At 66.5% G+C, this 15,517-nt stretch carries 15 protein-coding genes; 2 read left to right on the top strand and 13 right to left on the bottom strand.

The genetic code is table 11. The annotated features are described in order from the left end of the window. Positions 1-8: 8 nt before the first annotated feature. Positions 9-704, bottom strand: coding sequence for a hypothetical protein (locus tag METRZ18153_RS0118735; protein ID WP_029143878.1), 696 nt, complete (start codon positions 702-704; stop codon positions 9-11). Positions 705-788: 84 nt separating this feature from the next. Beyond that, positions 789-1,478: a YggS family pyridoxal phosphate-dependent enzyme gene (locus tag METRZ18153_RS0118730; RefSeq protein WP_020166185.1), complete on the bottom strand. Its 690-nt coding sequence runs from the start codon at positions 1,476-1,478 to the stop codon at positions 789-791. Between the two features lie 63 nt (positions 1,479-1,541). Here METRZ18153_RS0118730 and METRZ18153_RS0118725 point away from each other — a divergent pair, with 63 nt between their 5' ends. Both METRZ18153_RS0118725 and METRZ18153_RS0118720 read left to right on the top strand, forming a co-directional pair. After that, positions 1,542-2,585, top strand: a complete 1,044-nt coding sequence (locus METRZ18153_RS0118725) for a type IV pilus twitching motility protein PilT (RefSeq protein WP_019916355.1) — start codon at positions 1,542-1,544, stop codon at positions 2,583-2,585. 51 nt (positions 2,586-2,636) lie between these two features. Continuing rightward, positions 2,637-3,770 carry a PilT/PilU family type 4a pilus ATPase gene (locus tag METRZ18153_RS0118720; RefSeq protein WP_020166184.1) on the top strand — a complete coding sequence of 378 codons (1,134 nt, stop codon included), beginning with the start codon at positions 2,637-2,639 and terminating at the stop codon, positions 3,768-3,770. A gap of 77 nt (positions 3,771-3,847) precedes the next feature. Here METRZ18153_RS0118720 and METRZ18153_RS0118715 read toward each other — a convergent pair whose 3' ends face one another. From METRZ18153_RS0118715 to ureG, 11 genes are all read right to left on the bottom strand, one after another. Next, positions 3,848-4,252: a universal stress protein gene (locus tag METRZ18153_RS0118715; RefSeq protein ID WP_019916359.1), complete on the bottom strand. Its 405-nt coding sequence runs from the start codon at positions 4,250-4,252 to the stop codon at positions 3,848-3,850. Between the two features lie 124 nt (positions 4,253-4,376). After that, positions 4,377-4,592, bottom strand: a complete 216-nt coding sequence (locus METRZ18153_RS0118710) for a hypothetical protein (protein ID WP_020166183.1) — start codon at positions 4,590-4,592, stop codon at positions 4,377-4,379. Then, positions 4,589-5,770: a multidrug effflux MFS transporter gene (locus tag METRZ18153_RS0118705; protein WP_020166182.1), complete on the bottom strand. Its 1,182-nt coding sequence runs from the start codon at positions 5,768-5,770 to the stop codon at positions 4,589-4,591. Before METRZ18153_RS0118705 ends, METRZ18153_RS0118710 begins: the two co-directional genes overlap by 4 nt. After that, positions 5,767-6,198: a hypothetical protein gene (locus tag METRZ18153_RS0118700; RefSeq protein WP_019916362.1), complete on the bottom strand. Its 432-nt coding sequence runs from the start codon at positions 6,196-6,198 to the stop codon at positions 5,767-5,769. The genes METRZ18153_RS0118705 and METRZ18153_RS0118700 overlap by 4 nt, the downstream gene beginning before the upstream one ends. Before the next feature lie 29 nt (positions 6,199-6,227). Beyond that, positions 6,228-7,067, bottom strand: coding sequence for a methylenetetrahydrofolate reductase [NAD(P)H] (gene metF, locus METRZ18153_RS0118695; RefSeq protein WP_020166181.1), 840 nt, complete (start codon positions 7,065-7,067; stop codon positions 6,228-6,230). Beyond that, positions 7,060-7,836, bottom strand: a complete 777-nt coding sequence (locus METRZ18153_RS0118690) for a TlyA family RNA methyltransferase (RefSeq protein ID WP_020166180.1) — start codon at positions 7,834-7,836, stop codon at positions 7,060-7,062. The genes metF and METRZ18153_RS0118690 overlap by 8 nt, the downstream gene beginning before the upstream one ends. A gap of 402 nt (positions 7,837-8,238) precedes the next feature. Beyond that, the gene (locus METRZ18153_RS0118685; protein WP_020166179.1) at positions 8,239-10,422 is read right to left on the bottom strand and encodes a primosomal protein N'; all 2,184 of its coding nucleotides are present in this window, start codon (positions 10,420-10,422) and stop codon (positions 8,239-8,241) included. A 360-nt stretch (positions 10,423-10,782) separates the two neighbouring features. Next, on the bottom strand, positions 10,783-11,850 hold the full coding sequence (hemE, locus tag METRZ18153_RS0118680) for a uroporphyrinogen decarboxylase (RefSeq protein WP_020166178.1): 1,068 nt from the start codon (positions 11,848-11,850) through the stop codon (positions 10,783-10,785). A gap of 75 nt (positions 11,851-11,925) precedes the next feature. Then, positions 11,926-13,374 carry a TrkH family potassium uptake protein gene (locus METRZ18153_RS0118675; protein ID WP_020166177.1) on the bottom strand — a complete coding sequence of 483 codons (1,449 nt, stop codon included), beginning with the start codon at positions 13,372-13,374 and terminating at the stop codon, positions 11,926-11,928. Then, positions 13,374-14,801 carry a Trk system potassium transporter TrkA gene (gene trkA, locus METRZ18153_RS0118670; protein ID WP_020166176.1) on the bottom strand — a complete coding sequence of 476 codons (1,428 nt, stop codon included), beginning with the start codon at positions 14,799-14,801 and terminating at the stop codon, positions 13,374-13,376. The genes METRZ18153_RS0118675 and trkA overlap by 1 nt, the downstream gene beginning before the upstream one ends. Before the next feature lie 66 nt (positions 14,802-14,867). Further along, positions 14,868-15,494 carry an urease accessory protein UreG gene (gene ureG, locus METRZ18153_RS0118665; protein ID WP_043363961.1) on the bottom strand — a complete coding sequence of 209 codons (627 nt, stop codon included), beginning with the start codon at positions 15,492-15,494 and terminating at the stop codon, positions 14,868-14,870. Between the last annotated feature and the right edge of the window lie 23 nt (positions 15,495-15,517).

Raw genomic sequence — 15,517 nt, 5'->3', positions numbered from 1 at the left:
GCGGCGGTTCAAGGCAGGAAGGCCGGCGACAGCAGGCGCAGGCCGATCGATATCCAGCGCTCTCCCTCGGGATTGTTCCAGCGATTGCCGTGGGTGGCATCCAGTTGTACCCGATTCGGTATCAGCCACAGACGCAGCCCGAGTTGATAGTAGCGGTCGTTGCTGCCTTCGCCGTAACTTTCGCCGATCAGCCAGAGGCGGTCGCTGACCTGTACTTCCCCGCCTATGCCCCAGGTGGCACGGCTGCGCCGGCTCGTACCGTCGTGCAGCCAGCCGGCATTCAGGTGCAGCAGACGCGTGCCGTCGGCGAAAGCAAAGGTCGCGGGAACATAGGCGAAGGCGTCATCTCCGCCCGTAGGGCGCAGATTGCCGCCCGCCACCAGACCCAGCCCCCAGCCATCGTTGGCGAGCGTGCGCAGCAGGGTTTTGCCCTGCACGACGCGGTCGCTGGTCGCATGCGCTGCGCCGTCACCACCGGTGCGGGCGCCGCCCAGGATCAGCTCGAAATTGCTGCCGATGGCGCACGACGGCAGCAGCCAGTACTCCGCTGCGCTTGAAGTCCGCTGGGTCCACGTTTCCAGCTGGCAGCTGCGCGGATCAACGATGCGCGCATCGTCGGTCACCATCGGCCGAGCGGCGTGCGTCGTCGGGGCCAGCACGACGGAGGGAAGGATCAGTGCGGCGATTCGGGTGGCTCGGAGCATGGCGAGAGAGGCAGGGTCTGAAGTGATCGGGCGACATGTTGCCAGGGCACCACGAACGTCACGTGACGTGCCGGGCATGCGATGTCAGTTCCGCGCCCCGAACAGCGCCGTGCCGACACGCACGATGGTGGCACCTTCGGCGATCGCCGCTTCAAGATCCTGTGACATGCCCATCGACAACGTGTCGAGATGGTGACCGCGCGCGTTCAGATCGTCCTTCAACTGCCGTAAATGAGCGAAACGGCGACGCTGGAGGGCGACATCATCGGTCGGTTCGGGAATGGCCATCAGGCCGCGCAGTGCGAGTCGCGGCAGCGCCGCGATGGCGTCGGCCAGCGCCGCGACCTGGTCCGGTGCGACACCGCTCTTCGACGCTTCACCGCTGACGTTGACCTGCAGGCACACATTCAGTGGCGGCCGATGCGGGTCGCGCTGTTCGGACAGTCGCGCGGCGATCTTCTCGCGGTCGATCGAATGCACCCAGTCGAACCAGGTCGCGACCTGGCGCGTCTTGTTGCTCTGCAGCGGTCCGATGAAATGCCAGTCGAGCGTGATGCCGGCTTCACCGAGGCGCTGCGCCTTGTCGCAGCCTTCCTGCACATAGTTCTCGCCGAAGGCGGTCTGACCGGCGGCATGCGCGGCGATGATGTCCGCATCCGGCTTGGTCTTGCTCACCGCCAGCAGAAGAATGTCTGCGGGGTCGCGGCCGCAGGCGCGGGCGGCGTCGGCGATGCGGTGGCGAATTGCTTGCAGGTTGTCTGAAATGCTCATCATAATGCCCTGAATTTCTTCGAATTATATTCGGCACAACACCCCATTTATTGCCCGAGGCCCGTCATGGACATCACCGAACTGCTCGCGTTTTCCGTCAAGAACAAGGCGTCCGATCTGCACCTCTCGGCCGGTCTGCCGCCGATGATCCGCGTGCATGGCGATGTGCGCCGGATCAATCTGCCGCCGATGGAGCACAAGGATGTGCACGGCATGATCTACGACATCATGAACGACACCCAGCGCAAGGTGTACGAAGAGCACCTTGAAGCCGACTTCTCGTTCGCGGTGCCCAATCTGGCGCGTTTCCGGGTCAATGCCTTCGTGCAGAACCGTGGTGCGGGCGCCGTGTTCCGGACCATTCCGTCCAAGGTGCTGACGCTGGAGGACCTGAAGGCGCCGAAGATTTTCCAGGACATCGCCAACACGCCGCGCGGCATCGTGCTGGTGACCGGCCCGACCGGCTCCGGCAAGTCGACCACGCTGGCGGCCATGGTCGATTACATCAACGAAAACGAGTACGGCCACATCCTGACCGTCGAGGACCCGATCGAATTCGTGCATGAATCGAAGCGCTGCCTGATCAACCAGCGCGAAGTGGGGCCGCACACGCTGAGCTTCTCGAATGCGCTGCGCTCGGCGCTGCGGGAAGATCCGGACGTGATCCTGGTCGGTGAAATGCGCGATCTCGAAACGATACGGCTGGCGCTGACTGCGGCCGAAACCGGTCACCTGGTGTTCGGCACGCTGCACACCTCCAGCGCTGCGAAAACCATCGACCGTATCGTCGACGTGTTCCCGGCCGAGGAAAAGGAAATGGTGCGGGCCATGCTCTCCGAATCGCTGCGCGCGGTCATTTCGCAGACCCTGCTGAAGACCAAGGACGGCACCGGGCGGGTCGCCGCGCACGAAATCATGGTCGGCTCGCCGGCCATCCGCAACCTGATCCGCGAGAACAAGATCGCACAGATGTATTCGGCCATCCAGACCGGTCAGAGCATGGGCATGCAGACGCTGGACCAGAACCTGCAGGAACTGGTGCGCCGCAACGTCATTTCGCCGGCCGAAGCGCGCACCCGTGCGCAAAACAAGGACATGTTCGCCGGCTGAGTGCCGCGCCTGCCGCTACACTGACAACGACAACCGCCGCGGAGAGCGCAGATGGAAAGAGATCAGGCCCTCAAATTCATGTACGACCTGCTGCGCCTGATGGTGACCAAGCGCGGTTCCGACCTGTTCGTGACCGCCGGTTTTCCGCCGGCGATCAAGGTGGACGGCCGCATCGTGCCGCAGTCCAACCAGTCACTGACGCCGCAGCACACGGCTGAACTGGCGCGCGCCATCATGAACGACCGGCAGGCGGCCGAATTCGAGGCGACCAAGGAGTGCAATTTCGCGATCTCGCCGGCCGGCATCGGCCGCTTCCGCGTCAATGCCTTCGTGCAGCAGGGCAAGATAGGCTGCGTGCTGCGCACCATCAACGCCAAGATTCCGACGCTGGACGAACTGGGCCTGCCGCCGGTGCTGAAGGACGTGGCGATGACCAAGCGCGGTCTGGTCATCTTCGTCGGCGGTACCGGCACCGGCAAGACCACTTCGCTGGCCGCGCTGGTCGACTGGCGCAATACCAACAGCTACGGTCACATCATCACGATCGAGGACCCGATCGAGTACGTGCACGACCACAAGAACTGCGTGGTGACGCAGCGCGAGATCGGACTCGATACCGCTGACTGGGAAATCGCGCTGAAGAACACGCTGCGGCAGGCGCCGGACGTCATCCTGATGGGCGAAATCCGCGACCGCGAAACGATGGAGCACGCGATCCAGTTCGCCGAGACCGGCCACCTGTGCCTGGCTACGCTGCACGCCAACAGCTCCAATCAGGCGATCGACCGCATCATCAACTTCTTCCCGGAAAACAAGCGCGAACAGCTGCTGATGGACCTGTCGCTAAATCTGCGGGCGATGATCTCCCAGCGTCTGGTGCCGCTGAAGGAAGGCAAGGGCCGGGCGGCGGCGATCGAGGTGATGCTGAATTCGCCGCTGATTGCCGATCACATCTTCAAGGGCAATGTCGGCGAGATCAAGGACGTGATGAAGCGCTCGCGCGAGCTGGGCATGCAGACCTTCGACCAGGCGCTGTTCGACCTCTACGAAGCCGGCCGCATCAACTACGAGGACGCGCTGCGCAATGCCGATTCGGTCAACGATCTGCGCCTGCAGATCAAGCTGAACAGCAAGGAAGCGCAGGACCGCAACCTGAACGTGACCTCGGGACTCGATCTGGTCTGAGCGGGCGTCGGCGCCGCGGCGGGTTCAAGTGGTCGCGGTCAGCAGACCGCGACCACGACCGCGAGTCGCCTGCCGGTTCAGCGCACCACCAGCACCGCACACGGTGCGTGGTGCAGCACGTTGCTGCTGACCGATCCCATCACGATGCGCTTGGCCAGACTCAGGCCACGCGTACCGAGGATGATCAGTTCGGCGTTCTCCTCTTCCGCGATATCGACCAGGACGTCGGCCGGTTCGCCCATCGCCAGCCGGGTGCGTGCGGTCACGCCGCGGGCCGCCAGTTCGGCCGCCACCTTGTCGAGCGCCGCGCGCGCGTGGTCGATCTCGGCCTGGTCCACTTCCACCGCGGTGCCGCGTATGCCCAGCGCGGGGCCGCGTACCACCGACACGATGACGGCATCGAGCGGACCGTTCAGGATCTGCAGCTGATCGATCGCCTTGTGCGCGTGTTTCGAACCGTCGTAGGCCACCACCACTTTCATTGTTCTCTCCCGATAGGTGACGCACGTCGGTGCGCCGGGCTGTGCATTATTCGGGGCGGCCACGGCGAGCGGCAATTCTCAGGAGGGAGTAATCCCTAATGGGTAGGCGTGGCGGGCCGGCGGTTCAGCAGCCGCACTGGCGGATCACCGGTCGCACCGCCAGCAGTTCCAGCGTCTCGTCGATGCTCAGTCCGGATTCGAGCAGCGCGGCGCCGTCGAAACACCAGGACAGGTCGGTGTTCGGTTCCAGCACGGCCAGGCCGGTCGTGCTGTCGAACACCTCGTGCTGCCAGAAGTTGTGTTCGCTGCGGCTCCGTACCTGGTAGCGCTTGTCGCTCATGCGTGCATGCTCCGGTAGCGCAGCCAGGCGAGCCAGCCGACGAAGACGAAAGTGGCCATGCCGGCGGCCAGATGGAGCGGTTCGCCCCACAGCACCGGCACCACCAGGCCGGCGGCCATCGCATTGGTCAGCGACTGCGCGAAACCCTGGCAGGACGACACCATGCCGCGCGCCCGCGGGAACAGCTCCAGCGCCAGCAGCGACAGTATCGGCATGGCCAGCGCCTGGCCGATGTTGTACAGCGCGATCGGCAGTACCGCCCAGGGCAGGCTGGCCGGCGTGAGCACGTTCAGTAGCACGTTGCCGAAGGCGGCCGTCAGCATGATGGTGTAGGCCAGCTTGAGCTGCAGCTGCGGCGCCATCTTGCCGGCCAGCCGGCGGCCCAGCCAGGAGCCGGTCATCATGCCGGCCACGGTCGGGCCGAACAGCCAGGCGAAACCCTGCGGTGACACGCCCAGGTGCTCCATCAGGAACACCGGCGCCGACATCACGTAAAGGAAGAAACCGGCGAAATTCATCGATACCGCGATCACCAGCGCCAGCAGGGCCGGGCGGGCGAACATGTGGGCGTAGTCGCGCGCCAGCTTGACCGGATGCAGGCTGCGCCGGTGATCCGGGTCCAGCGTTTCCGGCAGGCGCAGCAGGCAGAGCAGCCACATCAGCGCCGAATAGGCGGCGAGGAACCAGAACACCGCGCGCCAGCCGAACAGACCGAACACCCAGCCGCCGATGATGGGGGCGGCGGCCGGCGCCAGCGCGAACAGCAGCTGTATCGTGCTCATCAGGCGCTGCGCCTCGGCGCCTTCGAACAGATCGCGCACTACGGCGCGGCCAACCACCATGCCGGCGCCGGCGCACATGCCCTGCAGCGCACGGGCGATCCACAGGTGCTCGATCTGCGTGGCCAGCGCGCAGCCGACCGAGGTCAGGAAGAACATGACCAGCGACCACAGCACGACGCGCCGCCGGCCCAGCGCGTCGGCGACGGCGCCGTGCCACAGCGTCATCAACGCGAAGAAGCCGAGATAGATCGTCAGCGATTGCTGAACTTCCAGCTTTGTCGCGCCCAGATCGGCGCCGATCGCCGGAAAAGCCGGCAGGTAGGTGTCGATCGCGAACGGACCGATGGCCGACAGGCCCGCCAGCAGGAAGGCCAGGCTGCGCGGTGAGCGGCTCACTGGGCGGGCGCGGCCGCGGGCGGCGGCGCGACGGCCGGTACCGCCGGCAGTGCTTCGAGGGCGCGCTTTTCGGCGTCCGGCACATCGACCACGCGCACGTCGCTGACGTAATACTGCGTCTCGCCGAAGCAGGAGGTCGGCACGCCGATGTGCTGCGCGTAGTGCAGCGACACGCGCTGCCCCATGCTCTGGTTCAGCTTCTGCGCCACCTTCTCGTCACGCACCGAAAACTCGAACTTCTCGGTCAGCGTGCCGGGCATGGTCACCATCGCCAGTTCGCCTTCCCAGGTCTTGCAGAACCAGCCCTTGTTGCTGAACTTCTGCACGTAGCCGGCACGTTCGCCGGTGGAATAGCTCCAGTTCAGCACCAGCCAGGTGTAGCCACCGAACAGCGCCAGCAGCAGGGCGAGGACGGAAAAGATGCGCATGCCGTTCTCCGGGAAAGGGGCGGGTGAAATTACAGACCGAGTCGCTGCCAGATGGTCGAGGTCAGCCCCGCCTGGTTCAGCGTGTAGAAATGCAGGCCCGGGGCGCCACCGGCCAGCAGTCGCTCGCACAACGTGGTCACGACGTCCAGGCCATAGGCCTTGACCGAGGCGGCGTCGTCGCCGAAGCCTTCGAACTTGCGCTGCATCCAGCGCGGGATTTCGGCGCCGCAGGCTTCCGAGAAGCGCGCGATCTTCGAGAAGTTGGCGATCGGCATGATGCCCGGGTAGATCGGCGCCTCGACGCCCATCGCGCGCGCGTCGTCGACGAAGGCGAAGTAGGCGTCGGTGTTGTAAAAGTACTGGGTGATGGCCGAGTCGGCGCCCGCCTTCATCTTGCGCACGAAGTTCTGCAGGTCCTTGGCGGCGTTGCGCGCTTGCGGATGCACTTCCGGGTAGGCGGCCACTTCGATGTGGAACCAGTCGCCGGTCTCCTGTCGGACAAACTCCACCAGTTCGTTGGCGTAGCGGAAATCGCCCGGGTCGACCACGCCCGAGGGCAGGTCACCGCGCAGCGCGACCATGTGGTGGATGCCTTCCTCCTTGTAGCGCTCCAGCGTCTGCCGCAGGTTGTCGCGGGTCGAACCGATGCAGGACAGGTGCGGTGCCGCGTTCAGGCCTTCGGCCTTCATTTCGAGCACGGTTTCGAGTGTCCGATCACGCGTGGTGCCGCCGGCGCCGTAGGTGACCGAGAAGAAGGACGGGTTGAGCTGGCGCAGCTGACGGCGGGTGGCGCGCAGCTTTTCGGCCCCCTCTTCGGTGGCCGGCGGGAAGAATTCGACGCTGCAGATGCGCGTGGGGTTGTCAGTCATGGTGGTCGGTCGCGTCGCGCCGGGCCGCGTACAGGAAGAATTCGCGGTTGCCGTCGCCGCCCTTGATCGGGCTGTCGAAGTAATCCAGTGCGTTGAGACCGTTCGCTTCGGCAAACGTCCGCATGCGCACCTCCAGGGCCGGGTATTGTGCCGCATCACGCACGATGCCGCCTTTCCCCAGTGCATCCGGGCCCAGTTCGAACTGCGGCTTCACCAGCGTGAGCACGCGTCCGCCCGGGGCCAGCAGCGCCGGCCACTGCGGCAGCAGCAGCGTCAGCGAAATGAAGCTGGCGTCGCACACCAGCAGGTCGAAGCCGCCGGCCGCCATATGTATACCCAGCGTGGCGGCGTCCAGCGTGCGCGCATTCAGGTGTTCGATGCAGACGATGCGCGGGTCGCCGCGCAGCCGCGGGTCGAGCTGGCCGTGGCCGACCTCGACGCCCACCACGCGTGCGGCGCCACGCTGGATCAGGCAGTCGGTGAAGCCGCCGGTGCTCTGGCCGACGTCGAGGCAGCTCAGGCCGGCGACGTCCAGCCCGACGCGGTCGAGCGCCCCGGCCAGCTTCAGCCCGCCGCGCGACACATAGCGGTCGTCGTCCGACACCTCGACCTGCAGCTCGGCACCGTCCGGGATGTCCTGGGCCGGCTTGGTCACCACCGTCCAGCCAGCGCCAACGGCGACGCGAACCCGCCCCGCCGCGATCAGCGCCTGGGCGACGGTGCGGGAACGGGCGAGGCTGCGGGCAACGAGTGTCTGGTCGGCTCTCATGGGTGTTCGGCAGGGGCGGAGCGCGGATGAGAACCGAGAACGGCGGGCGCTGCAAGCTCGGCGGGGCATTTTGTCGGAGCGGGATTTTGTGGGAGGGGTCTTCTGACCCCGACAGCGGCGGAGAGTGGCGCGTGGCGCTCGATGGGGCACTGTGGGAGCGAGCTTGCTCGCGATTGGGACCTCGATCGAAGCCAGCGGCCCACGACGGCTGCGTCGCGGCCAAGGCCGCTCCCACAGGGGCCGCACCCGATCCGGGGTCGGAGCCAGGATTTTGTGGGAGGGGTCTTCTGACCCCGACAGCAGCGGAGGGCTGTGCGCGGCGTCAGATGGGGCGCCGTGGGAGCGAGCTTGCTCGCGATTGCGGCCTTGATCGAAGCCAGCGGCCCACACGTCACCGCCCGGTCACACCTCGACCGGATCCACATCGACGTGCCAGCGCAGGCCGCGGGCGACGCGCAGGCGGTAGAGGTTGGCGACCCAGGGCAGCAGCAGCGTACGCAGAGCCGGACGGCTGCGCGATTCGACCACCAGCTGGGCGCGTTCGCGGTTGGCGCGGCGCACCATGCGCATCGGTACGACGTCGTAGATCTGCACGCCATCGACAGCCAGTGCCAGCGCGGCGCGGCGCGCCGCTTCGAGGAAGTCGAGTGCGGCCTGCAGTTCCGGCGCGTCGGCGCTCAGCATGAGCTGGAAGCCGTGCGGCGGCAGGCCGAGCGCGGCGCGTTCCGCCAGCTGGCTGCGCGCGAAGCCGTCGAAATCGTGGGCCTTCAGCGCGGCGAACAAGGGGTGTTCGGGCTGCGCGGTCTGGATAAGCACCTCGCCGGCGGTGTCGGCCCGACCGGCCCGGCCGCCGACCTGCATCAGCTGGGCGAACAGCCGCTCCTGCGCGCGGAAGTCGGCGGCGTGCAGCGAGGCGTCGGCGCCGATCACGCCGACCAGCGTGATGCCGGGAAAGTCGTGGCCCTTGGCCAGCAACTGGGTGCCGACCACCAGATCGACCTCGCCGCGGCGGATCAGGTCCAGCTGTTCCTGCCAGTGCTCGCGGCCGCGTACGTTATCGCGGTCTATGCGCAGCAGGCGTGCGGTCGGGAAGCGGCTGGCCAGCGTTTCCTCCAGCCGCTGGGTGCCGCGGCCATAGCCCTGGATGTCCTGGTTGCCGCATTTCGGGCAGGCGTGCGGCACCGGGCCTTCGGCGCCGCAGTGGTGGCAGCGTAGCCGGCGGTCGGCGGCGTGCAGCACCAGGTTGGCGGTGCACTGGGTGCAGCCGGCGGCCCAGCCGCAGGCCGGGCAGCTCAGCACCGGTGCGTAGCCGCGGCGGTTGATGAACAGCAGTGTCTGTTCGCCACGCCCCAGCCGGCTTTCGATGGCGCGCAGCATGGGCTGGCTCAAGCCGTCGGTGGCGCGGAAAACCCGTGTGTCGACCAGATGCACCTCCGGCAGGCGGGCGCTGCCGGCGCGCGTGGTCAGCCTGAGCCAGCGGTAGCGGCCGTCGATTGCGTGGCGCAGCGTTTCCAGCGACGGCGTGGCGCTGCCCAGCACGATGGGTACGTCTTCGTTGCGCGCGCGCCAGATGGCGACATCGCGCGCCGAATAGCGCACGCCCTCGGTCTGGCGGAAGGAGGGGTCGTGTTCCTCGTCGAGCACGATGCAGCCCAGTCGCGGCAGTGGCGCGAACACTGCCAGCCGGGTGCCGAGCAGGATGTCCGCCTCGCCGGACTGCGCTGCCGCCCAAGCCATCGCGCGGGCGCCGTCGCTCATTTCGCTGTGCATCACGTGCAGGCAGGCGCGCGGGAAGCGGGCGGCCACCCGCGCCTGCAACTGCGGTGTCAGCGCGATTTCCGGCACCAGCAGCAGGCACTGCCGGCCGGCGGCGATCTGATCCTCGATCAGTCGCAGATAGACCTCGGTCTTGCCGCTGCCGGTCACGCCGTGCAGCAGGCTGGCAGCGTAGCCCGCGGTCGATTGCAGTGCGGCCAGGGCCGCCGCCTGGTCGGCGCTCAGTACATGTGCGGCCTCGGCTGGCGCCTGCGGCAGGGCCGGCTCTATCAGCCCGTCGGCCAGCAGGCGTTCGAGTGCGACGGCGGCGCGCGATGACAGCGCGCGCAGTTCCGCCTCGTTCAGGTCACCGGCCTCGATCAGCGCGGTGATCAGCTTGCGCCGGACGTCGCGCGCCGGCAGCGTATCGAGGGCGGCGCTGCCGGCCGGGGTGGCGCGGAAGCGCCGGTTGGCCCGTTCGGCGCGGGTGGCACTGATGGCCGGTGGCGCCGCCATCGCCGCGACTTCGCCTATCGGCTGCTGGTAATAATGGGCGACGAACTCGACCAGCGCCCGCCAGCTGGCCGGCAGCGGTGGGCTGGCACGGTCGATGTCGAGCAGCGGCTTGATGCGTGCGGCGTCGACCTCGCCCGCTTCGCGCCAGCTCCAGGCGATGCCCCACAGCTCGCTGCGGCCGAAGGGCACGCGCACGCGCTGTCCGGGTTCGGCATCGGGGAAGGCCGAAGCGTCATAGTCGAACAGCGTGGGAATCGGTCGCGAAAGCGCGACCTGCAACAGATGCGACGGCAGAATTGCTGCGGTGCTTTCCAAGCGCTGATGCGGGCTTTTAATGGATTCAGTGACTTGCGGCATGTCGTTCAACAAGACTGGGTGCTTGTGTCCGCAACGCACTCATCCGGCAAGGTTTTGAGTGCCACAAAAGCTGTGGATAACTTTGTGGGAAACTTCGTGTCCGTCCGTCACGAACCTGACATCAACGGCCACCAAATTTTCCGCCAGGCGTCAAGAAAAAAATACTTCCTTGCTTATCAGTGACTTGCGCGGAGGGCTCTTGTAGTGGACCAGCCCTTCGGCTTGTAGTCGGCCTGAGCGGCCGACTGTGCATAAGTCAACCCCTTGCAGTGGCCGAACTGTGCGGAAAAAGCCGGCGGAACGTGCCGGCTGCCCGGTTCAGCCTGCCCGCAGGGCACGGCTGTGGCTGTGAACTTCCTCCACCAGTGCGGCGACGTGCTCCGGCGGCGTGTGCTGCGAAATGCCGTGGCCGAGGTTGAACACGTGGCCCGGGTGATTGCCGTAGCTGTCGAGAATGCGACGTGCCTCGCGACGGATGCCTTCCGGGTGGGCGAACAGTGCGGTCGGGTCGAAGTTGCCTTGCAGCGCCACCTTGTCGCCGACCCGCTGGCGGGCCAGTCCGATGTCGGTGGTCCAGTCCAGCCCGAGCGCGTCGGCGCCGGCTTCGGCCTGCGCCTCCAGCCACTGACCGCCGCCCTTGGTGAACATGATGACCGGCACGCGCTGGCCGTCCTTCTCCCGCTTCAGGCCGGCGATGATGCGCTGCATATAGGCCAGTGAGAACTCGCGGTAGCCGTGCGCCGACAGTGCGCCACCCCAGGAATCGAAAATCATCACCGCCTGCGCGCCGGCTTCGATCTGTGCGTTCAGGTAGTCGGTCACCGCTTTCGAGGTCACCGACAGCATGTGGTGCAGCAGTTCCGGGCGGTCCAGCATCAGCGTCTTCAGGTGCCGGTAGTCGTCCGAGGCGCCGCCTTCGACCATGTAGCAGGCCAGCGTCCACGGGCTGCCGGAGAAGCCGATCAGCGGCACCCGACCGTCCAGCGCGCGGCGAATTTCACTCACCGCGTCAATGACATAGCCCAACTCGGTCGTGGGGTCGGGCGCGGCCAAGGCACGTATCGCCTCTTCCGAACGCAGCGGGCGCTCGAACTTCGGGCCCTCGCCTTCGGCGAAATACAGGCCCAGGCCCATCGCGTCAGGCACCGTCAGGATGTCGGAAAACAGGATGGCGGCGTCGAGCGGGAAGCGCTCCAGCGGTTGCAGCGTCACTTCGCAGGCCATGGCCGGCGACTTGCACAGCTGCAGGAAGCTGCCGGCGCGGCGGCGCGTCGCGCAGTACTCCGGCAGGTAGCGGCCGGCCTGGCGCATCAGCCAGATCGGCGTGTAGTCGGTGGGCTGGCGCAGCAGCGCGCGCAGGAAGGTGTCGTTGCGGAGTACGGACATGGGAAATCCTTGAAGTGCAGGGCGCAAGGATAGCCGATGCGCTCGCCTGCCTGCCCGGGCAGGCGACGATCGGGCCTATTTGCGCCAGAAACCCGGGGTGAAGATGACCAGCACGGCGAACACCTCCAGCCGGCCGAGCAGCATGGCGAAGCTGCAGATCCAGGTCTGCAGGCCGCTCAGTCCCTGGTAATTGCCGGCCGGTCCGACCTCGCCAAGGCCAGGGCCGATGTTGTTGATGCAGGCGATCACGGCGGTGAAGGCCGTGATGAAATCGAGACCGGTCAGCAGCAGCGCGAAAACCATCAGCGCGGCGCTCATGAAGTACAGGAAGATGAATCCCAGCACGGACTGGGCGACGTGCTCGGACACGGCGGTGCGACCGATCATCAGCGGGCGTACCGCCGCCGGGTGGATCAGTTTCAGGATTTCGCGCTGGCTTTGACCGAACAGCACCAGCGTGCGCACCATCTTGATGCCGCCACCGGTGGAGCCGGCACAGGGGATGAGGCCGCCCAGAAAGAGCATGAGCAGCGGCGCGAAGATCGGCCACTGCGCGAAATCGGTGCTGGCATAGCCGCTGCCGGTGCCCAGCGATACCAGATTGAACATGACCATGCGTGCCGAGGTTCCCACGTCGTCGTACACGCCCTCGGCGAGCAGGAAGATCGTGAGCCCGACAAAGGCGAGCAGCATGATCGTGAGGTAGGCGCGCGCTTCGGCGTCGCGCACATAGGGACCGATGGACAGCCGCCTGACGGCCAGAAAATGGGTGGCGAAATTGATGCCGGCCAGCAGCATGAAGAAGCTCAGCACGAGCTCGATCAGGACCGAATCGAAGGCCCCGACACTGGCGTCCCGCGTCGAGAAGCCGCCCAGACCCATCGCCGAGAAGGAATGGCAGACGGCGTCGAACCAGTCCATGCCAGCCAGACGCAGCGACAGCAGGCACACGGCGGTCATGCCGACATAGACGAGATAGAGCGCCTTGGCGGTATCGGTGATGCGCGCGGTGAGCTTGCTGTCCTTCATCGGTCCCGGCGTTTCGGCCTTGTACAGCTGCATGCCGCCGACGCCCAGCAGCGGCAGGATGGCGACAGCGAACACGATGATGCCCATCCCGCCTATCCAGTTCAGCAGGTGGCGCCACAGATTGATCGACTGCGGCGCATGGTCCAGCCCGGTCATGACCGTGGCGCCGGTCGTGGTCAGGCCCGACATCGTTTCGAAGAACGCGTCGGTAAAGCTCATCGTGTCGTAGGACAGCATGAGCGGCACCGCGGCGATGGTCGACATCAGCACCCACGACAGCGTGACCAGCAGGAAGCCGTCGCGCGGCTTCAGCTCGCGGTAGTGGCGTCGCGTCGCCATGTACAGCAGTACGCCGCCGGCAGCGCTGATCGCCATGCTGTCGATGAAATGCCACAGCATGCCGTCGTGGAACACCAGCGAACAGACGATCGGCGCCAGATAGGTCAGGCTGAACACCGCCAGCAGGCGGCCCAGCACATTCAGTACGGCCAGCATCAGAGAAACCCGAATCCGACCTGGAACAGCCCCTCGACCCGCGCCACCACACGCTTGGTCGAGCAGAACACGATCACGTGGTCCTCCGGCTCGATCACCGTGTCGTGGTGCGGCATGATCACGTGTTCGTGTGTCTCGCGCACGGCCAGATCGGTCACCTCGACCTTGATCGGCTTTTCCGAGTGACGCACGATGGCGCCGATCATCGCGCCCTCGGGCAGCTTGATCTCGTCGACGCGCCGGCCGACCACCTTGGAGGTCTTGCGGTCGCCATGCACCACAAGTTCGAGTGCTTCGGCCGCACCGCGGCGCAGGCTGTGCACAGCGACCACGTCGCCGCGGCGCACGTGCGCCAGCAGCGAGCCGATCGACACCTGTGCCGGCGAGATGGCGATGTCTATCGTGCCTGCCTGCACCAGATCGACGTAGGCGCGGCGGTTGATCAGTGCCACCACGCGGCGCGCGCCCATGCGCTTGGCCATCAGCGACGACATGATGTTGTTCTCGTCGTCGTTGGTCAGCGCCAGGTAGAGGTCCATGTCGTCGACGTTCTCCGCCTCGAGCAGCATTTCGTCCGTCGTGTCGCCGGCCAGTACCAGGGTCTTGTGCAGGCTGCCGGACAGGAATTCGGCGCGTGTGCGCGAGTGCTCGATCAGCTTCAGCTCGTAGCGGTTCTCCAGCGACGAGGCGAGGCGGTAACCGATGTTGCCGCCGCCGGCGATCATGATGCGGCGCATCGGCTTGTCCAGCCGGCGCAGTTCGGCAGTGACGGCGCGGATGTGCTCGGTCGCCGCGACGCAGAACACCTCGTCGCCCGGCTCGATCACCGTGTCGCCATCGGGGATGATGGCGGTGTCACGCCGGTAGATGGCGGCGATGCGGGCGTCGATGTCCGGCAGGTGCTCGCGCAGCGCCTTGATCTGGCGGCCGACCAGCGGCCCGCCGCCGACCGCGCGCACGGCCACCATGCTCACCCGGCCCTTGCCGAACTCGATCACCTGCAGCGCTTCCGGGAAGGCGATCAGCCGCTTCAGGTAGTCGGTGACCTCCTGTTCCGGGCAGATCGAGAAGTCGACGGCGAAATTGTTGTCGTCGAGCAGCTGCGGGTAGTCGGCGTAATCGATCGAGCGCAGCCGGGCGATGCGGGTCGGCAGGTTGAACAGCGTCTGCGCGATGCGACAGGCGCACAGATTGGTCTGGTCGGACGCCGTGACCGCGATCAGCAGATCGGCGTCGTCGGCGCCGGCCTGACGCATCACCGCGGGGCTGGCGCCGTTGCCGGCCACCACGCGCAGGTCGAGACGGTCCTGCAGCGCCTGCAGGCGCGGGACGTCGGTATCGACCACGGTGATGTCGTTGGCCTCCGACACCAGGTTTTCCGCCACCGAGGAACCGACCTGTCCGGCCCCGAGAATGATGATCTTCACGCGCCTGCCCGCTGTGGAAAGTCGCGGAAGTGTAGCGTCAAGTGCGGCGGCGCAACACGATCTGCGTCAGCCAGCGCCCAGCATGCCTTCGCGCTCGATGAAGGCGATGATGGCGTCGAGGTTGTGACCAGTCTTCATGTTCGAGAACAGGAAGGGCCGCTCGCCGCGCATCTTCTTCGCGTCGCGTTCCATGACGTCGAGCGAGGCGCCGACCATCGGTGCCAGGTCGATTTTGTTGATGATGAGCAGATCCGACTTGCAGATGCCGGGGCCGCCTTTGCGCGGAATCTTGTCGCCGGCGGCGACGTCGATCACGTACAGCGTGAGATCGGACAGCTCGGGCGAGAAGGTGGCGGCCAGGTTGTCGCCGCCGGATTCGATCAGGATCACCTCCAGCCCGGAAAAGCGTGCGCTCAACCGCGCCACCGCCTCCAGGTTGATCGACGCGTCCTCGCGGATCGCGGTGTGCGGGCAGCCGCCGGTCTCGACGCCGATGATGCGCTCCGGCGGCAGCGCCTCGTTGCGCACCAGGAACTGCGCGTCCTCTTCGGTATAGATGTCGTTGGTGACCGCGGCGATGTTGTAGCGGTCGCGCAGCGCGCGGCACAGCGCCAGCGTCAGCGCCGTCTTGCCCGAACCGACCGGGCCGCCGATGCCCACGCGCAGCGGCGGGCGGGGAGTGGGTGGGGTCATGTTGTCAGCCTTTCATCGAAAAT

Source organism: Methyloversatilis discipulorum, from assembly GCF_000385375.1.
Lineage (GTDB): Bacteria > Pseudomonadota > Gammaproteobacteria > Burkholderiales > Rhodocyclaceae > Methyloversatilis > Methyloversatilis discipulorum_A.
This window is presented reverse-complemented; position numbering and strand designations above follow the sequence as displayed.